This is a genomic window from Cellulophaga sp. 3_MG-2023 (assembly GCF_030546975.1).
Lineage (GTDB): Bacteria > Bacteroidota > Bacteroidia > Flavobacteriales > Flavobacteriaceae > Cellulophaga.
Window position 1 is genome coordinate 685008 of sequence record NZ_JAUOPS010000002.1, and the last position, 25309, is coordinate 710316.

22 protein-coding genes are annotated in these 25309 nt (G+C 30.3%); 17 read left to right on the forward strand and 5 right to left on the reverse strand.

Going from position 1 to position 25309, the window contains the following annotated elements:
* Positions 1–15: 15 nt before the first annotated feature.
* Positions 16–351 (reverse strand): single-stranded DNA-binding protein, encoded by a 336-nt coding sequence (locus Q4487_RS07905; RefSeq protein ID WP_303540296.1) that lies wholly within the window; start codon positions 349–351, stop codon positions 16–18.
* A 401-nt stretch (positions 352–752) separates the two neighbouring features.
* Between Q4487_RS07905 and Q4487_RS07910 the strand changes: the two genes are divergently transcribed.
* From Q4487_RS07910 to Q4487_RS07950, 9 genes are all read left to right on the forward strand, one after another.
* Positions 753–929 carry a hypothetical protein gene (locus Q4487_RS07910; RefSeq protein ID WP_303540294.1) on the forward strand — a complete coding sequence of 59 codons (177 nt, stop codon included), beginning with the start codon at positions 753–755 and terminating at the stop codon, positions 927–929.
* 2 nt (positions 930–931) lie between these two features.
* Entirely contained in the window at positions 932–1513 is a 582-nt protein-coding gene (locus tag Q4487_RS07915) for an ABC-three component system protein (RefSeq protein ID WP_303540292.1), read from the forward strand.
* 52 nt (positions 1514–1565) lie between these two features.
* The gene (locus tag Q4487_RS07920; RefSeq protein ID WP_368411507.1) at positions 1566–2015 is read left to right on the forward strand and encodes an ABC-three component system middle component 5; all 450 of its coding nucleotides are present in this window, start codon (positions 1566–1568) and stop codon (positions 2013–2015) included.
* Positions 2002–3912: an AAA family ATPase gene (locus Q4487_RS07925; RefSeq protein WP_303540288.1), complete on the forward strand. Its 1911-nt coding sequence runs from the start codon at positions 2002–2004 to the stop codon at positions 3910–3912. The genes Q4487_RS07920 and Q4487_RS07925 overlap by 14 nt, the downstream gene beginning before the upstream one ends.
* Before the next feature lie 230 nt (positions 3913–4142).
* Positions 4143–4781 (forward strand): DUF4145 domain-containing protein, encoded by a 639-nt coding sequence (locus Q4487_RS07930; RefSeq protein ID WP_303540286.1) that lies wholly within the window; start codon positions 4143–4145, stop codon positions 4779–4781.
* A 110-nt stretch (positions 4782–4891) separates the two neighbouring features.
* The gene (locus Q4487_RS07935) at positions 4892–5455 is read left to right on the forward strand and encodes a hypothetical protein (RefSeq protein WP_303540284.1); all 564 of its coding nucleotides are present in this window, start codon (positions 4892–4894) and stop codon (positions 5453–5455) included.
* Positions 5456–5614: 159 nt separating this feature from the next.
* Positions 5615–6433, forward strand: a complete 819-nt coding sequence (locus tag Q4487_RS07940) for a hypothetical protein (RefSeq protein ID WP_303540281.1) — start codon at positions 5615–5617, stop codon at positions 6431–6433.
* 176 nt (positions 6434–6609) lie between these two features.
* Positions 6610–7179, forward strand: a complete 570-nt coding sequence (locus Q4487_RS07945; protein ID WP_303540279.1) for a hypothetical protein — start codon at positions 6610–6612, stop codon at positions 7177–7179.
* A gap of 214 nt (positions 7180–7393) precedes the next feature.
* Positions 7394–8527, forward strand: coding sequence for a TlpA disulfide reductase family protein (locus Q4487_RS07950; RefSeq protein ID WP_303540277.1), 1134 nt, complete (start codon positions 7394–7396; stop codon positions 8525–8527).
* A gap of 629 nt (positions 8528–9156) precedes the next feature.
* On the opposite strand, the gene Q4487_RS07955 is transcribed toward Q4487_RS07950, so the two are convergent.
* Positions 9157–10170 carry an NAD-dependent epimerase/dehydratase family protein gene (locus Q4487_RS07955; RefSeq protein WP_303540275.1) on the reverse strand — a complete coding sequence of 338 codons (1014 nt, stop codon included), beginning with the start codon at positions 10168–10170 and terminating at the stop codon, positions 9157–9159.
* Positions 10171–10305: 135 nt separating this feature from the next.
* On the opposite strand from Q4487_RS07955, the gene Q4487_RS07960 reads away from it, so the two are divergent.
* From Q4487_RS07960 to Q4487_RS07970, 3 genes are all read left to right on the forward strand, one after another.
* Positions 10306–10725: a helix-turn-helix domain-containing protein gene (locus Q4487_RS07960; protein WP_303540273.1), complete on the forward strand. Its 420-nt coding sequence runs from the start codon at positions 10306–10308 to the stop codon at positions 10723–10725.
* A 205-nt stretch (positions 10726–10930) separates the two neighbouring features.
* Positions 10931–12238: a YARHG domain-containing protein gene (locus tag Q4487_RS07965; RefSeq protein WP_303540271.1), complete on the forward strand. Its 1308-nt coding sequence runs from the start codon at positions 10931–10933 to the stop codon at positions 12236–12238.
* A gap of 148 nt (positions 12239–12386) precedes the next feature.
* Positions 12387–12923: a hypothetical protein gene (locus tag Q4487_RS07970; RefSeq protein ID WP_303540268.1), complete on the forward strand. Its 537-nt coding sequence runs from the start codon at positions 12387–12389 to the stop codon at positions 12921–12923.
* 97 nt (positions 12924–13020) lie between these two features.
* Here Q4487_RS07970 and Q4487_RS07975 read toward each other — a convergent pair whose 3' ends face one another.
* The gene (locus Q4487_RS07975; RefSeq protein WP_303540266.1) at positions 13021–13572 is read right to left on the reverse strand and encodes a hypothetical protein; all 552 of its coding nucleotides are present in this window, start codon (positions 13570–13572) and stop codon (positions 13021–13023) included.
* A gap of 933 nt (positions 13573–14505) precedes the next feature.
* Between Q4487_RS07975 and Q4487_RS07980 the strand changes: the two genes are divergently transcribed.
* The 5 genes from Q4487_RS07980 (at position 14506) to Q4487_RS08000 (ending at position 20084) form a co-directional block, all read left to right on the forward strand.
* On the forward strand, positions 14506–15999 hold the full coding sequence (locus tag Q4487_RS07980; RefSeq protein ID WP_303540264.1) for a hypothetical protein: 1494 nt from the start codon (positions 14506–14508) through the stop codon (positions 15997–15999).
* A gap of 110 nt (positions 16000–16109) precedes the next feature.
* Complete coding sequence (locus Q4487_RS07985; protein WP_303540262.1) at positions 16110–16562, forward strand: hypothetical protein; 453 nt, start codon at positions 16110–16112, stop codon at positions 16560–16562.
* A gap of 169 nt (positions 16563–16731) precedes the next feature.
* Positions 16732–18240: a T9SS type A sorting domain-containing protein gene (locus Q4487_RS07990; protein WP_303540260.1), complete on the forward strand. Its 1509-nt coding sequence runs from the start codon at positions 16732–16734 to the stop codon at positions 18238–18240.
* Between the two features lie 220 nt (positions 18241–18460).
* Positions 18461–18694 (forward strand): hypothetical protein, encoded by a 234-nt coding sequence (locus Q4487_RS07995; RefSeq protein WP_100894043.1) that lies wholly within the window; start codon positions 18461–18463, stop codon positions 18692–18694.
* A 52-nt stretch (positions 18695–18746) separates the two neighbouring features.
* Positions 18747–20084 (forward strand): carboxypeptidase-like regulatory domain-containing protein, encoded by a 1338-nt coding sequence (locus tag Q4487_RS08000; RefSeq protein ID WP_303540257.1) that lies wholly within the window; start codon positions 18747–18749, stop codon positions 20082–20084.
* Between the two features lie 83 nt (positions 20085–20167).
* On the opposite strand, the gene Q4487_RS08005 is transcribed toward Q4487_RS08000, so the two are convergent.
* Positions 20168–20770: a hypothetical protein gene (locus Q4487_RS08005; RefSeq protein ID WP_303540255.1), complete on the reverse strand. Its 603-nt coding sequence runs from the start codon at positions 20768–20770 to the stop codon at positions 20168–20170.
* Positions 20771–20859: 89 nt separating this feature from the next.
* Positions 20860–25299: a DNA polymerase III subunit alpha gene (gene dnaE / locus Q4487_RS08010; protein WP_303540253.1), complete on the reverse strand. Its 4440-nt coding sequence runs from the start codon at positions 25297–25299 to the stop codon at positions 20860–20862.
* Positions 25300–25309: the final 10 nt, after the last annotated feature.

Genomic DNA, 25309 nt, shown 5'->3' on the forward strand with positions numbered 1-25309 from the left:
AGTGTTTGGTATATTTTATCCTTTACCAAGCATTAAAATCTCGTTACAATTAACTTCTGTAATGTATTTTTTTTCTCCTTCTTTAGTCTCGTAAGACCTGCTAACCAACTTGCCCTCTAAAGCAATTTCTTTTCCTTTGGTAATATATTTTTCTACAATTTCTGCAGTTTTACCCCAAGCAACAACATTGTGCCATTGGGTATCTGTTACTTTTTCGCCAGCAGCATTTTTGTAAGTCTCGTTAGTAGCTACAGAAAAGCGTGCCAATTTTTTACCGCCATCTAAGTTCATAATTTCCGGGTCGTTACCTAAGTTCCCAATCAACTGTACTCTGTTTTTAAGTGCGTTCATAATTTGTGTGTTTTAATGTTTAACAGTTAATACTACCAAAGCACTATTGCATTGGCACTGCAAACTTATGGGCACCAGCAAATTTTAGTCGGGTACAAAGCGCTTACTTTCGGTTGTAAATGTTTGTAGTCGTTTAAAAACGACACAAACAACCTTAAAATGTTATTGTAAATAAGCATTTTCTAATACATTTTATACATAAAATTGGGCCAATTACACATTTCCGTAATTGCAGTACATAAAATAGTTTTAAATTGTGAAAAAAAAAATAGCAACCAAACAAACAACTAGAAAAGCAATATGTGCGTTTACACAGCCATTTGGGCGGAACAATCGCAATGATTTGAGTTTATACACTAGTTAGGCATAATGCAAAAAAAATCGAAATAAACAATAAAATTATGAATGAAACTATTACACTTATTGCAAATATCTGCGGAATACTTGGTTTTTTTATAAGCATTTTTGCTGTTTCTAAAGTCTTTAAACTAAAACAACAGATTAAAGGAGACAATAACAGTAATGTTAATGTTAAAGGAAATGTTGGCGGTAATTTTGTTGGTAGAGACAAAAATTAAAGATGGCTGACAACAATAATGAAGTAAAGATTGAAGATTCTAACGTTGGAGGAAATTTAGCAGGTAGAGATTATACTGACAAAAGTATTTCAGTTGTGAATAACTACCAATCTCGTTCAACATATTTGGAAGACCTTTACAATAGATATGAAAAAGAAAAAGTATCAAACCCAGAGTTTAAAGAACTTTGTGAGGAATTAGATTATTTAAATTCGGTTATAGATAATGACGTAATAGGATTAGAGAAAAAACTTGAAAATGGTGGGCGTGAAAAACTACTGGATTATGCTCTAGATGTAAAAGATAGATTTCATCGTAAATTAATGAAAACATCGCAATATTCAGCAATTGCTCAAGACATAAACGTTTTTTTACTTACTAAAGTAAGGAGTAGTTTTATGCGAGAAATTTATACTTTAATATGTCAAAATGAATCAGAAGAAAGAATAAACTTCCTCATTACAGAAAGAATAATTAAACCTGTTCAAGAGGATTTAGGAATTAATCTTTTTAGATACAATGAAGACGATATAATGGGAATGATATTTTTCCTAACTGGTAATTGTCATATAAAATGGAATTAATCTTATGCTAGTATATCATCCAGCTTTCGATATTTATAACTGCGCATTTAGAATGTTACAGCTTCTTTCTAAAATGGAAGAAACTGAAATTGAACTAGACAAATTAAGAATTTGGGACTTCTATTTAACCTTTCCAAATGAAGCAAGGCGAATTACTTTTCCAAGAGATTTGTCTGAATTAAAAAAAATATTTAAAAATAAGCCAGACAATCCTTATGAAGATTTAATTGACCCAAAAAGGATTGCAGAACGTATGAAAACCTATCAGCTTTCCGCCTTAAGGTATTTAGCATCTTATGGATTGATTGACAGTGCTTTATTATCAAAAAATATAATAAAAAGAACAGATAAGCCACTACCTTCTGAGCTACAGGAAAAGTTAGCTGAGACAAATACTGAAAAAGAAAATATAATAAAACTAGTTAAGGGGTTTAATTTTTTAGCACTTCGAGGATTAAAAGAAAGAACTGGACTTTTAGAATTTAGATATGACAGAAAATAAACCTCAAATAACAATTAAACAAATTATTATAAGAGATTATAGTAATCGTATCGCTTATAGCGAATCATTCCATTTTGGCATAAATATTATAAGGGGTAAAAATAGCTCTGGAAAATCTACTATCTCAAATTTTATATTTTATATATTGGGAGGAGCTTTTAATAATTGGACTTCAGAAGCTCGAAAATGTAAAGATGTAACAGCAGAAATTCTAATTAATGGTGCGGAATTTACATTAAGAAGAGATATTAGTGATTCTGTACTTACACCGTTACAAATATTTTGGGGAAGTTATGAGAAAGCAAAATCCGATGGTCTAAATTGGAAGATATTTCCTTATAAAAGTAGTGACAACGTTTTAAGTTTTTCGAATATTCTTTTTAATGCTTTAGACTTTCCTGAGGTAAAAGGAGATTTAGATAGTAATATAACGATGCATCAAATCTTAAGGCTTTTATATGTTGACCAAGAAACACATCCTCAAAGTTTATTTAGATTTGAAAACTTCGACCCACCATTAACAAGAAAAACAATTTCAGAAATTTTACTTGGTATTTATGATGATTCTCTTTATTCAGACAGAATTAGTCTTAGAGATAAATCTAAAAATTTAGATTTAAAGGAAAGGGAATATAAAAATCTAATTAATGTAGTAACTCATTCCGGTGTCTCTGCAAATAGGGAAACAATAGAAAAAGACATAAAAAAATCTAATGATAATCTTACAAAAATTAGTTCTGAGATACAATCTCTTAGAGATGTAGAAAAAGTAAAAACCACTAAAAGAACAGAAACCAATACCGAGAAAATTAAAAAAGAATTAATAGGATATAAAAATGTAGTAAATAAGATTACAACTAAAATCAATCAATATGATTTAGAAATTGCTGATTCCAAACAATTTATATCTACTTTAAATAAAAGAGTTTCGGAACTATACAATTCTATTCTAACAAGAAAGACAGTTGGCGATTTAACATTAACACATTGTCCACAATGTTTGGAAATACTAAGTACAGAAGTAATAGATAACCACTGTAAATTATGCAAACAACCTCTTGAAGAAGAAGCTGAAAAAGCAAATGCTAAAAGGTTACTTCAAGAAATGCAGATACAAGTAAAAGAGTCAACTAAATTACTTGAGAAAAAAGAAAAAACATACGCTGATTTACAAGGTCAATTACCAATAAATATAGAAAAACTTAGATATTATCAAAAAGAACTTGATGCCTCTATCTTAAATCCACAATCAACTAGAAATGAAAGAATTGATAATCTATTAGTTTCAAAAGGATTTATAGAAAGTGAAGTTGAAAATCTTACTAAACATTTACAAATTGTTGAATTAATTGAACAGCTTAAATCAGAAATCTCAGAATTAGAAAAAGAAATTACGGGATTAAAACTTACTATATCCGAGAAAGAAAACGACCAAAAACATAAACATTCTTTAGTTGTGAGCAAAGTTAAGGAAATTGCTATTGGCATACTTAGAAAAGATTTGCCTCGACAAGACGAATTTAGAACAGGAAAAATAGTAGAAGTAGATTTTTTAAGAGATTCTTTCACTTTAGACGGAAACAATAACTTTTCTGCTAGTTCTAAAACATTTTTTAAAAATGCGGTTATCTTTTCAATTTTCTTCGCTAGTCTTGAATTAGATTTTATGAGATACCCTCGTTTTATTCTTTGTGACAATATGGAAGACAAAGGAATGGAAAAAGAGAGAACTCAAAATTTTCAAGAAATAATAACAAGTATATCAAGTGATTACTTAGAAAAGGAAAAGTCTCATCAAATTATATTTACGACTTCAATGGTTTCTGATAAATTAAATGGTTCTGAATATTGTGTGGGAAATGACTATAATACAGATAATAAAACACTGAAAGTATAAAAGCACTATGCCTAACAAGGCACATAAAACATAGCTATTAGATGCTTAATCAAAAGGTTTCTGCTTATTTACAAAGACCGCCAAATTTTTAAATTTGACGATTTACAATAATAAAGATAAATAGTAAAATTTAAAATTCGGCTTGACTTTAATCCGAAAACAATCGCTAATTTTTCACGCTAAAAGCCATATACAAAATTGTTGGCAAACATTTAAGAACACACATAAATATGCAAGTAAATACTTCCTCAGGAACATACCAATTCAGACCTTTACCAGACGAATGTCCATTTTGTCATAATTTGATTTCACCAAACGTAATATCTGGCTTTAAAGGAAAAAGTCAACTTGAAATTTTTATGTCGTGTCCAAAAGATACTTGCAGACAAACATTCATTGGATATTACAACTATGTTGGAGGTATTTGGATTTACGATAACAGGACAACTATTGGGAACCTACTAACTAAAGAGTTTAATGCATCTATAGTAGAGGTTTCTCCATCATTTGTTCAAATATACAATGAAGCCTATTCAGCGGAACAACACAATTTGAAAGAAATTTGCGGTGTTGGGTACCGAAAAGCACTTGAATTTTTAATAAAAGATTACGCAATTTTAAAAAATGAAACCGAAAAGGGGGAAATTTTAAAAATGCGATTAGCAGGTTGCATAAAAGAATATGTTAGCGATGAAAGAATTAAAACAGTTGTAAAAAGAGCAGTTTGGCTTGGAAACGATGAAACTCATTATGTGAAAAAATGGGAGTCAAAAAATTTACAAGACCTTAAAAAATTAATTGAATTGACTGTCCATTGGATTGAAATGGAAAAACTAACAGAAAGTTTTGAAACTGAAATGCCAGAATAATAAAAAACGATTTGCCAAAAACGTTAGCAAACATTTACACGAACATTGAATTAATAAAAATTTATCTCAAAATACACATAAATAATATGGCCAAAATGACAATTAACGTAATGGGACTTGAACAAGGGAAGAACATTATGAATGTTATTATGCAAACTGTTAAGCGGGAAGGAAAATATGAACTACCTGTTAGGGATAATGTACAGCCTGAGGATTTAATGGCGAATAAATTAGTCGGATATAAGGTTTTGAAAAGAAAACTTGTTAGAAATTACCCTAAAGCAGCTGATATTTATGAATATAATGCTGGAGAAAATTTTGACCAAGCTGATGTAAAAGGTGCGCATAAATTTCTTGAAGAGGAAAAAAAACGTATTAACAAAAAAACTTTTTTAACTACTTATCAATACATCTATCTACCAATTTTTCTTTTGTTTGGTAGTTTTGGAATATTTAAATCTTATTCTGACAGTGAACTTAAGTCTAATTATAACAATCTTAAAATTCAGAGCGATTCTATCAATAAAAATTATAAAAACGTGATAACAAAATATGATTCTCTAAAAAAGGCATATAGGATTAAGAGTACAGAATTTGATTCTCTTGAGAATAAAATAACTCAATTAACAAATGATAAATTAAACGATACAACTCTTGTTAAAATTAAAAAGTAGTTGAATAAAAAAAACGACTTGCCAATATTGTGTATAAGTAATAGCGGTTTAATCGCTAAAACAAAGGAAATTTAAAAAAGATCTGTGTTTAACCGAATAGTGGTTGCTCTTTTCCAGTGCTACTTTTCATATACAAGACCGGTTAGCCTTAATTAAAAAATGAATAAACCAATACTAATAGTACTTATTTTAATAACAATTTTATCTTGTAAAACTGAAAAGTCAACTGAAATAATTGTTATTGGAACACTTCATAAACCAGAATCTAATTTTAATTCAGAAATTCTCTTTAATATATTAGAAGACGTTAAACCTGATTTTATATTACGAGAAGTAGATTCTTCATTCTTTACTTCTGATTTTAGATACAAAAATGTATCAACAAGTAATGAAGCTATAGCATCAGAAAAATATTTTAAAAAATATTCCAAGACAAAATTAAGACCTTATGAGTTTGAAGGCAGAAATGAATACCGATTAAATATTGGTTCACGCCCAACAGACGGTTTTACAACAAAATTATTGGATAGTTTAAAAAAAGCTAATTTATTAACTGCTGCTGAATCTAAAATTTACAATAAATATGAATCTCTTTTGGAGCCACTAATAATATTGGCTTCTAAATCACCTGAAAATTTTAACAACAGCACAACGGATAGTATTTGCGCAGAAAGACAGTATTATCAGTATAAAATGTTATCGAAAATTACAAATGTAAGAGATGAGTTCTCAAATCGCTTTCATACCAAACCAAATGGAGAAAAAATAAGTTACCGAGATGGGTTTCAGTTAGCTTGTGATTTTTGGGATTTAAGAAATAAAACAATGGCAAAAAATATAATGAAAATTTCTGAACAGAACAATGGCAAACGAATTGTTGTTCTCTGTGGATTTATGCATAGATATTATATTTTAAGTGAATTGAAAAAACTAACCAAAGGCAAGAAAATTATAATAAAAGAATATTACGAAGAATAAAACTAAGCACAACAACTCATAAAATTAATTGCTAGTTCTAGCCTATTTACGAAAGTCCTTTCTGACTTTTTTACTCAGTAATTATATACTAAATTAGTTACTTAAAACACGCAACTAACCAGATACTAACCGTTAGCAAATATAAAAAAGAACAAAAAAATAATTAATATAAAAAAATGAAAAACAAAATATTATTCATTCTGACTTTTTCAATTCTTTTCATTTCTTGTAAAAATGAAAATAATCAAAAAAAGATAGCCCCTGTAATTAGTGAGATAAAACCAGAAATAAAAAGCATATCCTATAAAGAAAAGGCTGAATCAGAAATAATAAGTATAATATCTGAATATGAGAATATCAGTTCTGTCAAATGGAATTCAAATCAGATATATAAAATTAAGGGTCAAATTGACCCAAATGAAAATATAACCGCTTTTTTACTTAATGGGCAACTTAGAAAAATGGAAGTTACTAAAAACTTAAAAGGCTTAGTAAAAATTTCCGAATTCTATTTAAAGGACAGCAATTTAAAACTAGTAATAGAAAAGGAAACCATTTCTAATGATTCAATAACTGAAAATCATTTTTATTTTAATAATAATAAACTTTTAAAAAAAGTGATTAATCTAAATTACGACAGTTTAGTTTCTAAAAAGGACTTAATGAGTGAAGAAAAAAGAATTAAAAAGAAGTTTGATAATTATGCTGCACAAATAATTAAAGAAATTATGAGCTCAAATAAATAACATTTGCTAACACTATATATAGCAAATTGGGTGATTAGCACTTAATCCAAAAGCTGTTGTTTATTTACTAAGTCCGCCAAATGGAATATTACGCGACAGCGAAATGGTCTTTTTTGGCTTTAAAACAAAATAAAAAGTTTTGGCTAAGTGCTTAATCGAAAATTAATTACTTTTAATTTCCGTACTAACCATAGCCGAGACGTTGTGCATCATTATGAAAAACATTATAAAGAAAATTCAAACTATAACATTTTTACTATTAAGTTGTTTTATTTACGCTCAAAACAATTCGGCTTTTGAAATTGAATTCAGTGGAAAACTTTATTTTGACAACATAAAAGATAGCCTCAAGTATTCTAAATTTTACAGCAAAATGGATAGTGAAATTTCAGAGCGTATTCTTACAGCCGAAAAGGAAATTGTAATAATAAATAAGGACACCATATTGGTTGAACAGTTTCCGAAAAAAATTGGTCCTTCAAAAACAATGTTTATTAGAAATTCAAATATAAACGATAGACTTGATTTAAACTCTGGAAAAAAAACTAAATGGAATAACCCATATATTACATCAAAATATCGTAAAATCAATAATTACGAAAGAATTTCTACTGAAGACCAAAAAATAATAGGAGAGGAATGTGAAGCGTGGATTTCAAAATCTAAAAATGGCTGGAATAAAATTTGGATTTCAAAAGTAAAATTAGAAAATTCAGAATTAGAATACCCAGACTTAATTATTAATGGGTTTTTAGTACTAAAAAGAACTAAACATTTAAATGGAGGCGGAAATATAGATTTTGAGGCTCAGTCAATTAACAAAATAAATATATCTAATTTCAAAAATATTTTGGGAAAACATTTAATAGTTGATATTAAAACAAAATATAGTCCTATTGATGAAAACCAAAAATTATCTGACAAATCAATAAAAGTTGGAAATCAAGTTGACAATTTTGCATTCAGAAATGTATTCGAAAATGACCTTATTAAACTTTATGATATTACTAAACAAAAGAAATATACAATTGTAGAGTTTTGGGGAACTTGGTGCGTACCTTGCTTACTTGCAAATGAAAAAATTAAAGAGTTAAAAAAAACTTATGAAGATAATCTATCAATTTTCTCAATCAACGCCGATGATAGAAATATAAGTAAGTTAAAAAAAATGATTGAGAAAAAAGAAATGAATTGGTCTCACGGTTATGCGACTGAAAAGCTACTGAAAGTTTTTAATAATAAAGGAACTTACCCAAGGTTAGTTATATTGAATAACGAAAATCAAGTTTTATTTATTGGAAACCCACAAGTTGATTTAGATAAAATAAAAGAAGTATTGAATAAATAACAATGCACAACAATGGCTATAAGTAATTGCTTGTTCTAGCCTACTTACGAAAGTCCTTTCTGACTTTTTTACTCGGTAATTATATACTAAATTAGTTGCTTAAAACACGCAACTAATCTGATACAAACGCGTTATCATTTATTGCGATACGAATTCTAGTTAAGTAAAAAAATATTTAAATTAAAACTCATTATGTCTAAATTTCATTTTATTATGGTTCTTATTATTTGGGGCTTGTCTTTAGACTTACTAGTAAAAACAAAGCGTTCGTTATCTAGTATTTTATTAAATACTGGTCTTGGATTATTTGTTGTGTGTATTTTCCTTAATGTCTTTTTAGATTTAAGAAGCCCTATCTTATACATTATTCGGAATTATGTTTCTGCTATACTTATTGTTATTGGTTTCTTTATGTTGGTAAGGAAACATATCAAATAACATGTAATTCTACAGTAAAATAAAAGTCATTTAATATGGCTAAAAAATGAAAACATAAAAATTCGGCTCGTGTTTAATCTGAAAAGTTAGTGCCTTTTTACACGATACGTTTCATACACAAAACCGTTTATACCTAATTAAAAACCACTCGAACTTTAATTAAAACTCGAGTGATTCTTAAAAATTACCTGTTAATTTAACCGTTGTTTTACAGATTTAACTGTGTCTAGAACAGATTTTTCAAAAGAAATTGGCTTCCAATTAAACACTTCTTTTGTTTTGCTAACATCTGCGTTATAGGTGTTCCCAATAAAAGGTTTCATACCTTTTAAATCGCTATTAAAATTAGACATAAATTTTAATAAGAAATTTGGACCTTCTAAAGTGCTTACTTTATCGTTTCCATTTGATTTTAGAATTTGAGCCATTTCTTTAAACGAATATGGATTTTCGGTTGCAACAACAAATCGTTGTCCGTTTGCCTTCTCATTTTCTAAAGCCTTAACGTGTATACTGGCAATATCTCTTACATCAGACATATTCATACGTACTTTGGCAAGCATTGGCATTTTACCAGTAATCATATCCTTAACAATATTCATTGATTCTCCAGAGAGTTTATCTGACAAGGTTGGTCCCCAAATTGGACCTGGATTAATAACAACCAATTCCAACTTATTATCACCTTTTTGAGTTTCTATAAAATCCCAGGCACTCTTTTCTGCAAGTGTTTTACTTTTTACATAGGCAGACATATTTTTAGCATTTGGATTAGTCCAAGTATCTTGCTCTATGTTTAATGACTTATTTGCATCACCAAACATTGCTACCATAGAAGAAGTTAAAACCACGCGTTTTACACCTGCGCTTTTAGCAAAATTTAAAGCACGTTGTGTACCGTCAATAGCAGGTTTTATAATTTCGTTTTCATCTTTAGGCTCACTTGCCACATAAGGAGAGGCAATATGTAAAACATAGTCACAATCTTCCATTGCTTCCATCCAGCCTTCATCTTTTAAAAGGTTAAGTTCACAAAACTCTAAATTACCATTGGGTTCAACTTCTTTTTTAATTAATCTTATTAATTCATCTGTTTTAGATAAGTTCCTAACAGAACCTTTTACTGCATATCCGTTTTTTAGTAATTCCACTGCTGCGTGCAGACCAACATACCCTGAAACTCCTGTTACTAATACTTTTTTCATTTTATTATATTTTATTTACATCAAAATATTACTTGCTAATTGCAAGCAAAGATACTATTTTACTTTTATTTTGCAAGTAATAAGTAATTAAACGTATTTTTACAGAATTATTAGTATGATAATACCACATTAAAAATGGAACATAAATTTAGATGCAACTGCCCTATTACAAGCGCTATTGATATTATTGGAGATAAATGGTCTTTAGTAATTATTAAGCAAATGTTGACCGAAAAGAAGAAAACATTTAAAGATTTTATTGAGAGCGAAGAAGCTATAGCAACAAATATTTTGTCTTCGAGATTAAAAATGTTAGAAGAATTTAAAATTATAGTTAAAGGAAAACTTCCTGAAAACAAAAAAACAAACATCTATACTTTAACCGAAAAAGGAATTGCACTTACACCATTAATTGTAGAACTATCTATTTGGAGTGATGCTAATCTACGAGAATTTCATTCTGATTTATATGCAGGTGAAGAGTTGAAAATGTTAAGAGGTAACAAAGAAAAGTTTATTGAAAATATAATAGAAAATTATAAGAAGAATAATTAGCTATAATAGCGTATTGAGAAAAAAAATAAAATGTCATTTTTTGACACTAAATATAAATTAAAAGCTAACGAATATAGTTTGGTGTTACCATTAGTATTAAATAATTCTAAGATTTGGAGTATTAGAAATTTGGCTGGTATTAAACCCGAAAAGTAAAAGTTTACATTCAGTGCAACTTTACATAGACTGAACCTTTAACTACTATATGAAAAAAACTTTAATTATATATTTTATATTCTCTCTTTTAGTTTCTTGTGAAAATAAAAAAAAGGTTAATACCATAATCCACAATACGGATGTAGTATCATCTGAGAAAGTTTATACCCCGAAAGAATTAAAAGGCAAAACCTACGAAGAACTACGTTTTTTAAGAAACGAAATATTTGCAAAAAAAGGTTATGTTTTTAAAGACTCTGTTTTAAATAATTACTTCCAGAAAAAAGATTGGTATAAACCCAATAAAGATGCAGAAATAGTTTTAGATTCTATTGAAAAAAAGAACATTGAAACCTTTAAGATTGCCGAAGCCAACCTAATGCCTTTTGATATACCTAAAGGATATGAAGCTATAGATAAGGTTACAGGTGATATTGATAAAGATGGTATAACTGACACTATTCAGTCAGTAAAAAATAAAGATGGTAGCAGTGAACTAATTTTAATTTATTTAAGCACAAAATCAAATTATCAAAAAATAGCATTAATAAGCGGTGATGAATTTGATGGTGCACATCCACACATAGAGTTAAAAGGTGATATATTGACAATGGAAATTCTTAATGAAGGTTCTGGGCATTTTATATATAGTTTTGATTTAAAGTATAATCCAAAAATTAAAAATCTTCAATTAACTACTTATACTTCATCCAACCGAATTATGTATGGACATACAGCTAAAAAATATGACTTAATAAAAGGCAGTTACGAGGTAACTACAAATGCATCAACTATTTCAGACCCAGAAAATTTTAATACTACCACCAAAAGAGGAGTTCATAACACAAAAATAATAACTCCTGATTTATTTAATCAACAGCTTTACTTCTATTTAGATAACATAGGTAAAGAATTTGAAGAAGATAATTATCCAGAATACTATTATGGAGAATATTTAGACTGCAGAGAAGCTATTGTAGAAAAAATAGCATTAGAATTTGAGTACGGTGCTCTTAATTATTTAGGTGCCTACAGTGTATTTAAAAAAGAGCTCAAAGATTTTGTGAAAAATATAAATATAGATGAATTAGTGAAGTCTGAAGATGATACTTATTCTAAAACCTATAAACTTCATAGAAATTGGGATTTAGATTACATAGCTAAGGACGATTGTGAAGATGAATTATTTTTAATTTTTGATATAAATACTAATACCTTCAGCATTCAAATAAATAATTGTTCGTTGGTTTATGAATATGGAGAGGTTATACACGCCTCTGAACAATCAATTATGTTGGTGTATAACATAGAAACCAATTGCACTTATAAATTTAAAAAAATTGAAGGAGCGGGATAAAAAATACTATGTATAAACGCAATTGCCGCAGATTAGACTACGACTGTATCTACTTAATAAATTAGATGCTAAATGAAACCTATTCTTGTACGGGACAATAACAATAATTAAAAAAAACAAAAGTTAACAGTTATATATAAAAAAAATTATGAAAAAACAGATTCTAGTATTCACAGCATTTATTAGTCTTTTATTTACTTCTTGTGGTTCGGGAGGAGAACTTCTTTGGTTAGACAACCCAACAGATGAACCAATTTCGGTTGAAATTGATGGAAAAAAATACGATATAGCACCAGGTGAATTAAAAAGAGTTCCTGATGGCACAAGTGGAAAACAAAAATTTAAAGGAACTGACGGTAAAGAAGTAGAAATAGAGATTAATGGAGTTTCATTTATAAACTGTACAAACTCTACATATATTGAATGTGCTATAGAGTACGCTATTAGCCCTAACACTCCAACTAAACTACCTGAGCCTGTAGAGGTAGAAATAGCAGGAGATAAATACACGGGTAACTTTAAAATCTACACAGATGTTGTTATACCACATGGTAATATACACTATAAAGTAACCGAGCCATTAAAAGATGAGATTACAATTTCTCAAAACAGTACTATTATAAATAAAATGTACAGAATTAAGGACTTTTTAGCAGATTCTGATATGAAAGAGTATAAAAACTAATTTTCCTGTTCTAAGGTTTAATAGAAACATTAAAAAGCCCACATATTTTAAATAAAACATGTGGGCTTTTTAATATTAATAATAGTAATTTAAAAATTTACATTTCTACATATTTCTCTTTAGCTCTTCCAGAAATCATATCCTCAATAACCTCAATTAATTCTTTATTTACGCTATTAATATCATGTAAGCAATGAATTTGAATTGTAGATATAACTTCAATTTCTTTTGTCTCATTATTCCGTATATCTAAATTTAAATCATAAACTAATTGACGATTGTAACCTTCGTTTTCAGAAAGTGTTTTAAAATTGGATACCGACATATACACAATTATACCAAACTCTTCTAAAGATTTAGAAGAATCACTTTCAGGAAAAGGCTCCTTCTTATTAAATTTTTTTTTAAATTTTATCTTTGTAATAGAGTTCTTATATGATTTTTTTAGCCTTTTTGTAATATCAGAATAAAAATAATTAGAAAAGCTTCCATCCCCTATATATTGAATTAATACATTATCTGAGGTTTTATAATTTTCTGAGATTTTCAATTCTTTAAAAATTATTTCTTGCTTGAATTTAGTTTGTGCATTCATAAAAGTACAAGAAGTGATAATAAAAATTAAAGCTAATAGAATTTTGTTTTTCATAAAGATTACAGACATTTGTTTTAATCGGTTTTAAACAAATTTACTGTTATTTTTAATACCAATTATTTATATCCATCGCCAAATGGGAAGTTACTTTGAAGCGTGTTTTTGCAACTGGTTTTTAACTTATTTAGATAAGTAAAGTTTAAAATGATGTAAACAACTGTAGACCCAGCAACAGTTACACAAGTCTTTATTAGTTTATTTATTAAATTAGAGATCTAAGCAACGTAAATTACTACATAAAAACGCATTAATACTCATAAAAAAAATGAAATACACTATCAAAGTATGGCTTTTTACCATAATTACTTCTCCATTACTAATAGCATTCATTTTTGGCTTCATATTATATGATACTAACACCACTAGTATATTAAATTCTTACGAAATAATATTTGTAATGATTATTATTGGCTTTCTTTTATCAACACCTGCAATGACTGTTTTTTGGTTGATAAAAAGAAAATTAAAAAATAGATTTTCGCACTTAATAAAGAAAACCATATTATCCGTTTATGGCTTTTCATCTGTATGGACCACATTTTACTTAGTGGATAACGGATTTATTACAAGACGTTCAGAACAGACTATTTGGGTTCTGATTTACTCCATAATTATGGTTGCTGCCGTATGGATATTTAAAATAAATACAAGCCCCTATAATTCGTCTTTTATGACAAAAAATAAAACCCATTAATTTTTAGCTAAAGTTAATACGCAGTTTGGTTTTAACCCAAAGTTTAGTGTATTTTTATAAAGTATGCCAAGTATTTTGATTTGACTTTGAATAAGAAAAATTAAAAACATTTGCTTGATCAGAAGCTAAAAGCCTGCCAGATTTCTACAGGATTTTACTCATAGCCAAAACTTTAGCGTTAGGCAAATAAAACATTTAGTGAACAAATGTAATTATAAAGAAAATAAAACATTATGACTTCAAACTATTTTTCAACAATAAATAATTTGCAAACAAAGCATACCTATAAAAACTTAATTCTACTAGGTTTATTGACTATACTAGTTTTTAGCATACCGCATATTTCATATTCCCAAGAAAAGAAGACAGAGCAAACATGGGAGCTACCGGAGATAAAAAACTCATCGGTAGTTGTTAAAACTGAAACCAATTATTTAGAAGTAAATGACACTATACCAATTCGTAGAACACAATACATGATTAGAGTTCCAGAAGCATGGAATGGGATTTTATTGAACGATTTGGATTATTTACAGTCTGCCAATTCAGAAAGAAATCTTCACCTTTTAGAAGAAGGATATGCATTATCAGGCACTAAACGCCGTCCAGATAGATTTTCGAATTATGACCCTGCTCACGAAATCCACGACATTATTTCTGTGCTTGATATTTTTGAAAAAACATTTGGAAAGCCTAAACACACAATACAATTGGGTTGTTCTGGTGGTGGTACAATAACTTTGGCTATGGCTGAAATTCATCCTGACCGCATAGACGGAGGAATTGCAGGTTGTGCCGCAACAAGTGCTTGGATGGCAAATACACATATGGACGCCCTGTTTGTATTACAAGCTCTAATTGCTCCAAAATTACCTATTGTTGGACTTCCTTTAAAAGGTAAAAGAATAGAAGAAATAGAGTTAAGTTGGCAAAAAGCTATTAAAGCAGCACAACAAACACCAGAGGGGCGTGCACGTATAGCCTTAGCATTTACCATTGGTCAATGGCCTGCATGGGGAGCTGCTTGGATGGAACCTTTTCCCCAACCAGATGTAAACAATGCAGATGAACTTCAAGAAAGCATGTATAAGTGCTTAATGAAATTACTACCATCCCAAAAAGCTTTTGGCACAGGTATGCTAGAGCAATCTGGTGGTGGGCAACTAAGGTTTAATGATGGAGTTGATTATACTGAGTATTACAAAAATGGTAATCCTGATTTTAAAAAGGCTGTTGAAAAATTATATAAAAAAGCACATATAAAGCTGGAAGATGAACTTATAAAAATAAACGCAGCTCCTAGAATAAAAGCTGATGCAAAAGCATTAAACTACTGGAGTTCCCCGGGACGAACACATATAGGAGAACCTAAAATACCACTATTACGAATAAACACAACTGGCGATGGTTTAGTTTACCCTAGTATGGCACAAGGTTATGGAGAGTTGGTTGAAGAAAAAGGCTATTCCAAGCTTTTTAGACAAGCTTACGTTAATAGTTGGGGACATTGTACTTTTTCTTTAGCTGAATGGTTGGCAGCAATTGAAACAATGGTACAACGAATTGAAAATGGAGAATGGCCAAATACTGACCCTAAAACATTAAATTCTTTGGGAAAATCTTTAGATGCAGAAAGCGATGTTCGTTATATTGATTATAAGCCTGTTGGTAAATACAATAGAACGTGGAGTCCTTCGGTTGATAATTTTATTGAGAAACAAAAATAAAATACATCAGTAACAACTGCTGTTAATACCCAGATATAATTAATGCGATAACTTAGTATTTATATGATTTTAGGGCCTCCTAATCATCAGAATACAAATGGCTATATTAAATGATATTTCAAGGAACTAACAACCAAACTGTAGAACTAAGGATAATAAATTATCAGTTTCCTAAAATTACCAATTGTGAATATGACTCTAATTGGCTTCTAATTTACTTAAATATAAAAAGTGATTTTGGTAATTGGCAATACACAGATCCATCCCTGTTAGTAAAGGAAGTTTTAGAAATTATAGATTGGTTAAAAAAAATATATAAAAACGAAACGCCAAAATATAAATGTTTGGAGTTTATTGAGCCAAATTTGGCTTTTGAACTAATAAACACTGGTGTGGACTTTAATACTATTCGCATAAAATTTGATTTGGAATCTAAGCCTCAGAATACAGATGATGAAAAGGATTATTTTGTAGACTGTAATTTTAATAATTCTGAACTGAACAAAATTATTGAAGGACTAAAAAAAGAATTAAAACCCTATTTAAAAAGAGCTGTCAAATAACAAAAAACAACTATTTTCTCTCTTAACTAAACACTTTATCTTCTTTACACAGTACTAAAAGCAAAAAACTGATTGTTAATTTACTAATAACCATTAGTTAATCTGCTTAAAGTATTTGCCTAGTAATTTTGGCTAAAATTAATAACAACTTTTAACCAAAATTTAAAAAATGAAAAACCTACTTAAAACAAAAATGATGATATGTATCATTATTTTAACCAGTTTACAAAGTGTTTCTGCACAAGATGCAAACCAAATGAACAAACAGCGCAGATATGATGAAATATCATGGCTTATTACCCACAACGCAAACAATAATAATACAGATGGCCCACAAGGTTTTTTTGGCTGCTTAGGCGGAAGAAATCAAGGAAAAGGTATTAAAGCCCAACTACAAGATGGTATTAGAAAGTTTATGGTAGATATACACAATGTTCATGGCGAATTAAGATTAAAACACGGATCACCAAATATGTGTATGATGGATGCCAAAGACTTTAACAACATTATTGAAGATTGGTTAAAAAATCATCCGTTAGACATTATTACACTACACGTACAAGCCGGCCGTAACTTAGGGATTTCTGGTATGGATGATATTTTTTACGGAAGAAGAAGTGGCTACAAAAATATGTCTAACTACATATACAACCACAGTACTTTTGTTAGTGCTAGTAGACCTGCAAATTCTGGCTCAGATACTTACCCTACAATTCAGGAAATGATTAACTCTAATAAAAGACTAGTTATTTTTAGTGAAACCAACTACAATAGTAATATTTACAGATACGAGTTTACAAATACAGTACAAAACCCGTATAGAGCAGGGCAAGTAAGTCATCTTTGGGATACCAATAAGTTTAAGGTAGACAGAGGCATAGACCACAAAACAATACTTACAGTAAACCATTTTGCAGGAGACGCACCAACATACAACGCAGACAAAAATAAATCTAGAGAAGCCAACAAAGATGTAAGCAAAAAAGCGGTAACTGCTTGGTTTCAGTTTGGGCACAGACCTTCGGTTGCTATAGATTATTATAATTTATCTAATGGAAGATCTACCATATCTCAGATTAACGAAGTAAACACTTTTAATGAAGTTAGAGGTAGATTTATTGACTCTAGAAACCCTAATTCTCACATTAAAAATGTGACAACTTATTTAGCCGAATATGTAAATGGTCAATGGAAAAAAATTAAAAACATTGAGTATAAAGGAGAAAGAGCAAAATGGAATTTATTTTACTCTTTTCCTGCAAGACCAAATGACAATAGAGCACTTTTTTTTGAACACCCTAACTATACCTTTTCTCCTAGTTTTATTAAAATTGGAGATTATGATGGTACTCAAAGTAAAACCTACACAGTTAATATTACTGCCAGTCAAAAAAATACATCAAGGTCTTTTGCCGCTAACTCAACATTAAATCAACTGGCTGTATATCCAAATCCATCTTCAAACGGGGAATTAACTTTTAGCTACAACACAGACCTACCTAAAAACTTAACATTAGACTTATATGATTTAAAAGGACAACTCATAAAAAGGCTTACTAATAAAACAGTTATAGGTAAAAATGAACTGTATTGGAACTTTAATGGTTTAAAAGGAATTTATATTCTTAAAGGTAAATTAGGAGAAGAAACAATTACTAAAAAAGTAGTATTTAAATAAAAAATTAAAGAAACAGAGAAGTTTATTTCTCTGTTTCTTTTTTCTACTAGTTGCATTAATTTTTTTACAATAACTGGTTGTGTAAACAATTATGTAAAGAGTTTTTTTATTATACCAATCATAAAATTTAATTTCAGGACATTAAACGTAAAATATTTATATTTGGCCATGTAACACATACTACAACTAGCTGTATTAACTCCTGAACCTTTACAAGAAAATGATTATTGAAAAAGAAGAAAAATTTAAAGAGGTACTTTCTAAAATAGAAGGAAAAATTGACGAACAGAGCTTTTTTAATAAGTTCTTAGAGTTATACCCTGAGGATTGGAAAAAACTTAAAATTACATTTTCAAAATTTAAGAGAAGTAAACAGTTTGGAAAAACAATTCCGTTACCTAAGCCAGAAACGTCATTACGAAAAGAAATTAGATTATGGCTACAAAAGCAATAAACTTAACTGCCATACTAATTGCTAACTAAGCATAAAACAATCCCTTTTAATTATGAAATTTACACTCTTATTTTTTTTGTTTACAATAGCGGTAAACGCACAAAACATAAAGGGAACTGTTTTAAACAAGGAAACCAACAAACCTATAGAAAATGTAAGTATAACAATTAAAGGTGAATCTACAGGCACATACACCAACAGTAAAGGGCAATTTGCATTACATTACAGCTCAAAAATAAAATCTACTACCAAACTAATTTTTTCTAGTATTGGTTACAACAAAAAAGAAGTATTTGCCGAGGTACTAAAACAAAATAATTATGTTGTTTTTCTTTTACCCAAAGTAGAAAACTTAAAAGAGATTATAGTTTCTTCTAATAAAAAATTAAAAAGAAATATTGGCTATAAAAAACTAGCAGAAATGCCTTTTGGTGTATCTAACTTTGGATCTACAATTATTAATGATAAGCTGTACGTAACTGCTGGTGATTTATCTTTTATTGAAGAAAATGAAAAAAGAGCTATAGATAATTCTGAAACTATGTCTAAGTTAGTTTCAAACTTAAAATTAAATGGCTCCTGGGAGGGTTATAGTAACAAAATACAGATATATGATTTTAAAAATAATTCTTGGGAAGTTACCAAGGAAAAACTAGATAAAAAGGCATTTCACAAAACAGTTGCTGTCAATAATAAATTATACATTTTTGGAGGTAAAACAATATCTCCAAACAAAAAGAGAGAATATTTAAATAATAAAATTGAAATATTAAATACAACCACAAATGAGATTGTTATTGATGATGCATACCCACACCAGGCTATAAATTTTACTGCTGTAACCTACCAAGAAAATATAATTATAATGGGAGGTTCTACCAAATTATTAGACAACGGAAAAAAATTGTATCGTAACAATTCTTATATATTTAATACCACTACAGGTTACTGGCACCAATTAACAAATATGTTAAAAGACAAAGAAGCTAACGGTATAGCAGCAAATAACAAAGTCTTTTTAATTGGAGGTTTTCGTAACGGACCATTAAAGAACATTGAATCTTACGATTTAGAAACTGCAAAATGGGAGTTAGAAGGAACATTATTTAACGGAATTGAAAAACCTGCACTAGCTTACAACAATAACATTATTTATATTTTCAACTCTAAAAAAATACTTACTTACAACACTAAAACAAATCTTTTAAAGGAGTATAAAATAGATATCCCTTTAAAATATGCCAATATGCATTATTTAAATGGCAAGTTGTATATACTTGGTGGCTCTAATAGTTTTAATTACAAAATAAAGACCTCAAAAGAAGTATATAGTATAGACTTACAAGAGTTTAAAACAACAAAAGTTGCCAAGGAAAAATATATAAGTTAAACAACAAGATACTTACAAATAAAAAAAACCACAATAAACATCTAGTGCCTTTTGCGGTTTTTTTTATTCGATTATTAAGTTTATTAAACTTTATCAAAACTTAAAAACACTCTGTTGTCTTTATTGGCTGCAACATCTAATTTTCCGTATATATACCCCATACCTGTGTGAGATAATGATACAATTGGCCAATTGCTATTTAACACTGTAAAATCTGCTAGTTTGGTATCAAAATCTAACATTAAAATTAAACCATCTTTTTCTTTACTCTTAATTGTCCAGTTGCCATTTACAGTGGTATTATTTGCCTCTGCTACAACTTCACCAGAGTCTTTGAAAACAAAGGTAAAACTTGATAATTTAGAAGTCCTATCTATATAAGCAGTAAGGCCTTTTTTCTCTACTAAGTTATCTATATTCCATGTATTTTTTAAAAGAATATCTGTTAGTAGTGTAACTGTAATACCTTTTTCTTCATTATTTTGATTCTCTTGGTTGTCCTCTTCATTTTCACTACCCTGATCTCCATTAGTTTTGTCATCAGTATTTTTAGTGTCATCTTCTGTATTTTCTTCTGTTTCCACCAGAGGGGTTTCTGCTTGTTCGTCAGGAGTTTCAAACTCTTCCTCAGACTGGCAAGAAGTTAAAGCTAAAATTAAGATCAGACTTAAAAGTAATTGTTTCATTTTTAATTGTGTTAAGGTTAAATTCATTTATCAACCTTTAAACAACTAAGCGTTTAAATTCCCTACTGTTAAATATTTCTTAACGCTTTTTAATTCAGTTTAAAAATAACGTCTTGCGCCTCTAAGTCTGCCAATAATTTAGTTGTAATATTTATCTTTTGTTTACGGCTAGCTAAATCTACCTTAATTTGCTCTTCCATTTCATAAACTTCAAATTTTAAAGGATGTTTTCCTTCTTGATCATCAGAATTTAATGTCTGTTTTAAATTATAAACATCTTGTTCTTTAAGCGTATCTATATTAAGTTTTATGGTTAGCTTTTTAGCGTATTGCTCCATTACATCTTGCAACAGCATAAAACTATTAAACTGTAGTCTAGGATCTCCTTTTTTACCTGTATCTTTATTAGTCCAACCTTCTCTAATAAATACTTTTAAGTACACAAAAGAGCTAATCATTAAAAAGTGACGAAATTTTAAGTATTCCTCTCCAAAAATTCTAAACTCATAGGAATCTGTATAGTCTTCCATAGAAAACATTGCCCAACCTTTTCCGTTTTTAGACACTCTATGCTGTACATCTGTAATTACACCTGCTATGGCAAGTTCTTTATTTACAAATTGCTCCATATTATGTACAGCGGCGATACCGGAGTTACAAAACGATTTTATTTCTGCTTTAAAATCGTCTAAAGGGTGACCAGAAATATAAATACCTACAACTTCCTTTTCTTTTCTAAGTTTTTCCATTGTTCCCCACTCCTCACAAGGTGGTACAACAGGTTCTGGAATTTGCACATCACTAGCCTCACCAAACAAACTTACTTGAGATGAGTTTTGACTTTCTTGAAATTTAGAGCCATATCTCATCACCTTTTCTAAAAACGTAATTCCGTCTCCTTCATCGTGTAAATATTGTGCTCTGTGCGCATCTCCAAAAGAATCAAAACCACCGGCATATGTTAAGTTCTCAAAAGCTCTTTTGTTTGCTGCACGCAAGTCTATTCGTTTTGCCAAATCAAACACAGATTTATATGGTCCGTCTTCTTTTCTATTTTCTACAATTGTTTCTACAGCTCCACGACCAACACCTTTTACAGCTCCCATACCAAAACGTACAGCTCCGGCATCGTTAACTGCAAACTTGTAGTAAGATTCGTTTACATCTGGACCTAAAACTTCTAAGCCCATACGCTTACACTCTTCCATAAAAAAGGTAACCGTTTTTATATCATTCATATTGTTAGACAGTACTGCAGCCATATATTCTGCTGGGTAATGTGCTTTACAATATGCTGTTTGGTACGCAATCCAAGCGTAACATGTAGAGTGAGACTTGTTAAAGGCGTAAGCAGCAAATGCTTCCCAATCTTTCCAAATTTTCTCTAACTTGTCTACCGCATGTCCTTTTGCAGAAGCCTGATCTATAAACTTAGGCTTCATTTTATCTAGAACGTGCTTTTGCTTTTTACCCATTGCTTTACGCAAAACATCGGCTTCACCTTTGGTAAAATCTGCTAACTTTTGCGACAAAAGCATCACTTGCTCTTGGTAAACCGTAATACCATAAGTTTCTGCTAAATACTCCTCGGTAGCATCTAAATCATATATAATTTCTTCTGTACCGTGTTTACGCGCAATAAAACTTGGTATATATTCCATTGGACCAGGACGGTACAATGCGTTCATGGCAATTAAATCTGCAAACACTGTTGGTTTTAGTGATCGCATGTGTTTTTGCATCCCAGGAGATTCATACTGGAAAACACCTACCGTTTCTCCTCTTTGGAAAAGCTCGTATGTTTTTTCATCATCTAACGGAAAATTCTCTGGATCTAACTCTACACCGTGTTTTGCTTTTACAATTTTAACGGTGTCCTTAATTAGGGTTAATGTTTTTAACCCCAAGAAATCCATTTTTAACAAGCCTGCATCCTCCACAACAGAGTTATCAAACTGAGTACAATACATTTCTGAGTCCTTTGCCAAAGCCACAGGAACAAACTTGGTAATATCATCTGGCGTAATAATTACACCACAAGCATGTATACCTGTGTTACGCACAGACCCTTCTAATATATAAGCTTGATTTAAGGTTTCAGACTCTAAATCGTCTCCCTCAGAAATTTCCATAAGCTCATTAATTTTAGCAAGCTCTTCACTATTAAATTTACTTTTTAGTGTTTTTTCATCAATCCCTATAATTTTTTTTAGCTTAGACATATTAGGTATAAGCTTTGCCATACGGTCTGCATCACCTAACGGTAAGTCTAAAGCACGGGCTGTATCTCTAATTGAAGATTTGGCAGCCATTGTACCATAGGTAATAATCTGTGCTACTTGGTTAGATCCATACTTATCAATTACATAATCCATTACACGACCACGCCCTTCATCATCAAAATCTATATCAATATCTGGCATAGATACACGATCTGGATTTAAGAAACGCTCAAAAAGCAAATCGTACTTAATAGGATCTAAATTTGTAATCCACAAACAGTAAGCAACGGCAGAACCTGCGGCAGAACCACGACCAGGCCCTACAGATACATCCATTTTACGGGCGGCTCTAATAAAATCTTCTACAATTAGGAAATACCCTGGGTATCCTGTTTTTTCAATTACTTTAAGCTCAAAATCTAAACGCTCATCAATCTCTGGTGTAATTTCACCATATCTTATTTTTGCACCTTCATAAGTTAGGTGTCTTAAAAACTTATTCTCTCCACGTTTACCACCATCTAACTTATCTTCTTCAAAAGAAAACTCTTCTGGAATATCAAAAGCAGGTAACAGTACGTCACGGGCAAGTGTAAAAGTTTCTACTTTGTCTACAACATCTTGTATATTGGTAATTGCTTCTGGAATATCTTTAAAAAGTTCCTTCATTTCATCTGAAGACTTAAAGTAATATTCCTGATTTGGTAAACCGTAACGGTAACCACGACCACGACCAATTGGTGTAGCTTGTTTTTCGCCATCTTTTACACACAAGAGTATATCGTGTGCATAAGCGTTTTCTTTATCTACATAATACGTATTATTGGTTGCCACCAATTTTACATTGTGTTTTTTAGCAAACTGTATTAATACTTGGTTTACACGGTCTTCATCTTCTTGTCCGTGACGCATGATCTCCATATACAAGTCGTCTCCAAACTGCTCTTTCCACCATAGCAATGCTTCTTCCGCTTGCTTTTCTCCAACATTTAAGACCAAATTTGGAACCTCACCATACAAGTTACCCGTTAGCACAATGATATCTTCTTTGTACTGCTCTATAACTTTTTTATCTATACGAGGCACGTAATATTTACCATCTACAAAGGCAATAGAAGACATTTTTGCTAAGTTGTGGTATCCATTTTTATTTTTAGCAAGCAGTACTATTTGGTAACCATTGTCTTTTTGAGATTTATTGGTATGATCCTCACACACCTGAAACTCGCAACCAATAATTGGTGTAATTTCCTTTTCTGGAACAAATTCATGCAAAGGTTCTTCTCCTTCTTCTAAGCGTCCCTCTTGGGTTGCCTCATAACGTATTTCATTAGCATCGTTCCTAGATTTTACTCCTTTGTTATGATTAAGAACACCATTTACAAAATGAAAAGCCCCCATCATATTAGCATGGTCTGTCATTGCTACAGCTGGCATATTATTTTTTGCAGCAGCTTGTATTAAAGCAGGAATACTAATTGTAGATTGCAGTATAGAAAACTGAGTATGATTGTGTAAATGAGAAAACTCAGCCGACTCTAAATTTGCTAAATTCTCTTTAATTTCTTCTTTACTTATACCACCAGTATCTTTAGCCCACAGGGCATCTGCTATTTTTTTAGAAGCCTTTTTTAGGTTGATGTGCTTTAGACCAATAAGTTTAATTGGCTGAGGATTGGCCTCTGAGAAATTTTTAAAATAATCTGGCTCTACATCTAACTGTTCTACCGTATATTGTTGCTTACGTACAAGCTCTAAAAAACAACGTGTTGTTGCCTCTACATCGGCAGTTGCGTTGTGTGCTTCTCCAAAAGGCTCTCCAAATAAAAACTGATGTAACTCTGTTAATGTTGGCAATTTAAATTTACCTCCACGACCACCAGGAATCTGACAAAGAGTTGCCGTATGCTCTGTACACGTATCTAAAACAGGTAACTCTTGCAATTGGTTTTCTACCTGAAGACGATGAAACTCTGCCCCCATAATGTTAAGGTCAAACCCAACATTTTGTCCTACTACAAACTTAGTTTTATTTAAAGCCTCATTAAATTTTTCTAAAACCTCTGCTAATGGTATACCGTCTTGTTCTGCTAAAGCAGTAGATATACCATGAATTTTTTCTGCATCATACGGAATATTAAATCCGTCTGGTTTTACCAAATAATCTTGATGCTCAATAACATTACCCATATCATCATGCAATTGCCATGCAATCTGTATACACCTAGGCCAGTTGTCCGTATCTGTATAAGGAACATCCCAACGCTTAGGTAATCCGGTAGTTTCAGTATCAAAAATTAAGTACATAGTGTGTTGT

What these genes read in the sequence shown, in the direction of transcription:
- Q4487_RS07905 (WP_303540296.1), bottom strand. Translation starts at nt 351, where the DNA reads ATGAACGCACTTAAAAACAGAGTACAGTTGATTGGGAACTTAGGTAAC.
- Q4487_RS07910 (WP_303540294.1), top strand. Translation starts at nt 753, where the DNA reads ATGAATGAAACTATTACACTTATTGCAAATATCTGCGGAATACTTGGT.
- Q4487_RS07915 (WP_303540292.1), top strand. Translation starts at nt 932, where the DNA reads ATGGCTGACAACAATAATGAAGTAAAGATTGAAGATTCTAACGTTGGA.
- Q4487_RS07920 (WP_368411507.1), top strand. Translation starts at nt 1,566, where the DNA reads ATGTTACAGCTTCTTTCTAAAATGGAAGAAACTGAAATTGAACTAGAC.
- Q4487_RS07925 (WP_303540288.1), top strand. Translation starts at nt 2,002, where the DNA reads ATGACAGAAAATAAACCTCAAATAACAATTAAACAAATTATTATAAGA.
- Q4487_RS07930 (WP_303540286.1), top strand. Translation starts at nt 4,143, where the DNA reads ATGCAAGTAAATACTTCCTCAGGAACATACCAATTCAGACCTTTACCA.
- Q4487_RS07935 (WP_303540284.1), top strand. Translation starts at nt 4,892, where the DNA reads ATGGGACTTGAACAAGGGAAGAACATTATGAATGTTATTATGCAAACT.
- Q4487_RS07940 (WP_303540281.1), top strand. Translation starts at nt 5,615, where the DNA reads ATGAATAAACCAATACTAATAGTACTTATTTTAATAACAATTTTATCT.
- Q4487_RS07945 (WP_303540279.1), top strand. Translation starts at nt 6,610, where the DNA reads ATGAAAAACAAAATATTATTCATTCTGACTTTTTCAATTCTTTTCATT.
- Q4487_RS07950 (WP_303540277.1), top strand. Translation starts at nt 7,394, where the DNA reads ATGAAAAACATTATAAAGAAAATTCAAACTATAACATTTTTACTATTA.
- Q4487_RS07955 (WP_303540275.1), bottom strand. Translation starts at nt 10,170, where the DNA reads ATGAAAAAAGTATTAGTAACAGGAGTTTCAGGGTATGTTGGTCTGCAC.
- Q4487_RS07960 (WP_303540273.1), top strand. Translation starts at nt 10,306, where the DNA reads ATGGAACATAAATTTAGATGCAACTGCCCTATTACAAGCGCTATTGAT.
- Q4487_RS07965 (WP_303540271.1), top strand. Translation starts at nt 10,931, where the DNA reads ATGAAAAAAACTTTAATTATATATTTTATATTCTCTCTTTTAGTTTCT.
- Q4487_RS07970 (WP_303540268.1), top strand. Translation starts at nt 12,387, where the DNA reads ATGAAAAAACAGATTCTAGTATTCACAGCATTTATTAGTCTTTTATTT.
- Q4487_RS07975 (WP_303540266.1), bottom strand. Translation starts at nt 13,572, where the DNA reads ATGAAAAACAAAATTCTATTAGCTTTAATTTTTATTATCACTTCTTGT.
- Q4487_RS07980 (WP_303540264.1), top strand. Translation starts at nt 14,506, where the DNA reads ATGACTTCAAACTATTTTTCAACAATAAATAATTTGCAAACAAAGCAT.
- Q4487_RS07985 (WP_303540262.1), top strand. Translation starts at nt 16,110, where the DNA reads ATGATATTTCAAGGAACTAACAACCAAACTGTAGAACTAAGGATAATA.
- Q4487_RS07990 (WP_303540260.1), top strand. Translation starts at nt 16,732, where the DNA reads ATGAAAAACCTACTTAAAACAAAAATGATGATATGTATCATTATTTTA.
- Q4487_RS07995 (WP_100894043.1), top strand. Translation starts at nt 18,461, where the DNA reads ATGATTATTGAAAAAGAAGAAAAATTTAAAGAGGTACTTTCTAAAATA.
- Q4487_RS08000 (WP_303540257.1), top strand. Translation starts at nt 18,747, where the DNA reads ATGAAATTTACACTCTTATTTTTTTTGTTTACAATAGCGGTAAACGCA.
- Q4487_RS08005 (WP_303540255.1), bottom strand. Translation starts at nt 20,770, where the DNA reads ATGAAACAATTACTTTTAAGTCTGATCTTAATTTTAGCTTTAACTTCT.
- dnaE (WP_303540253.1), bottom strand. Translation starts at nt 25,299, where the DNA reads ATGTACTTAATTTTTGATACTGAAACTACCGGATTACCTAAGCGTTGG.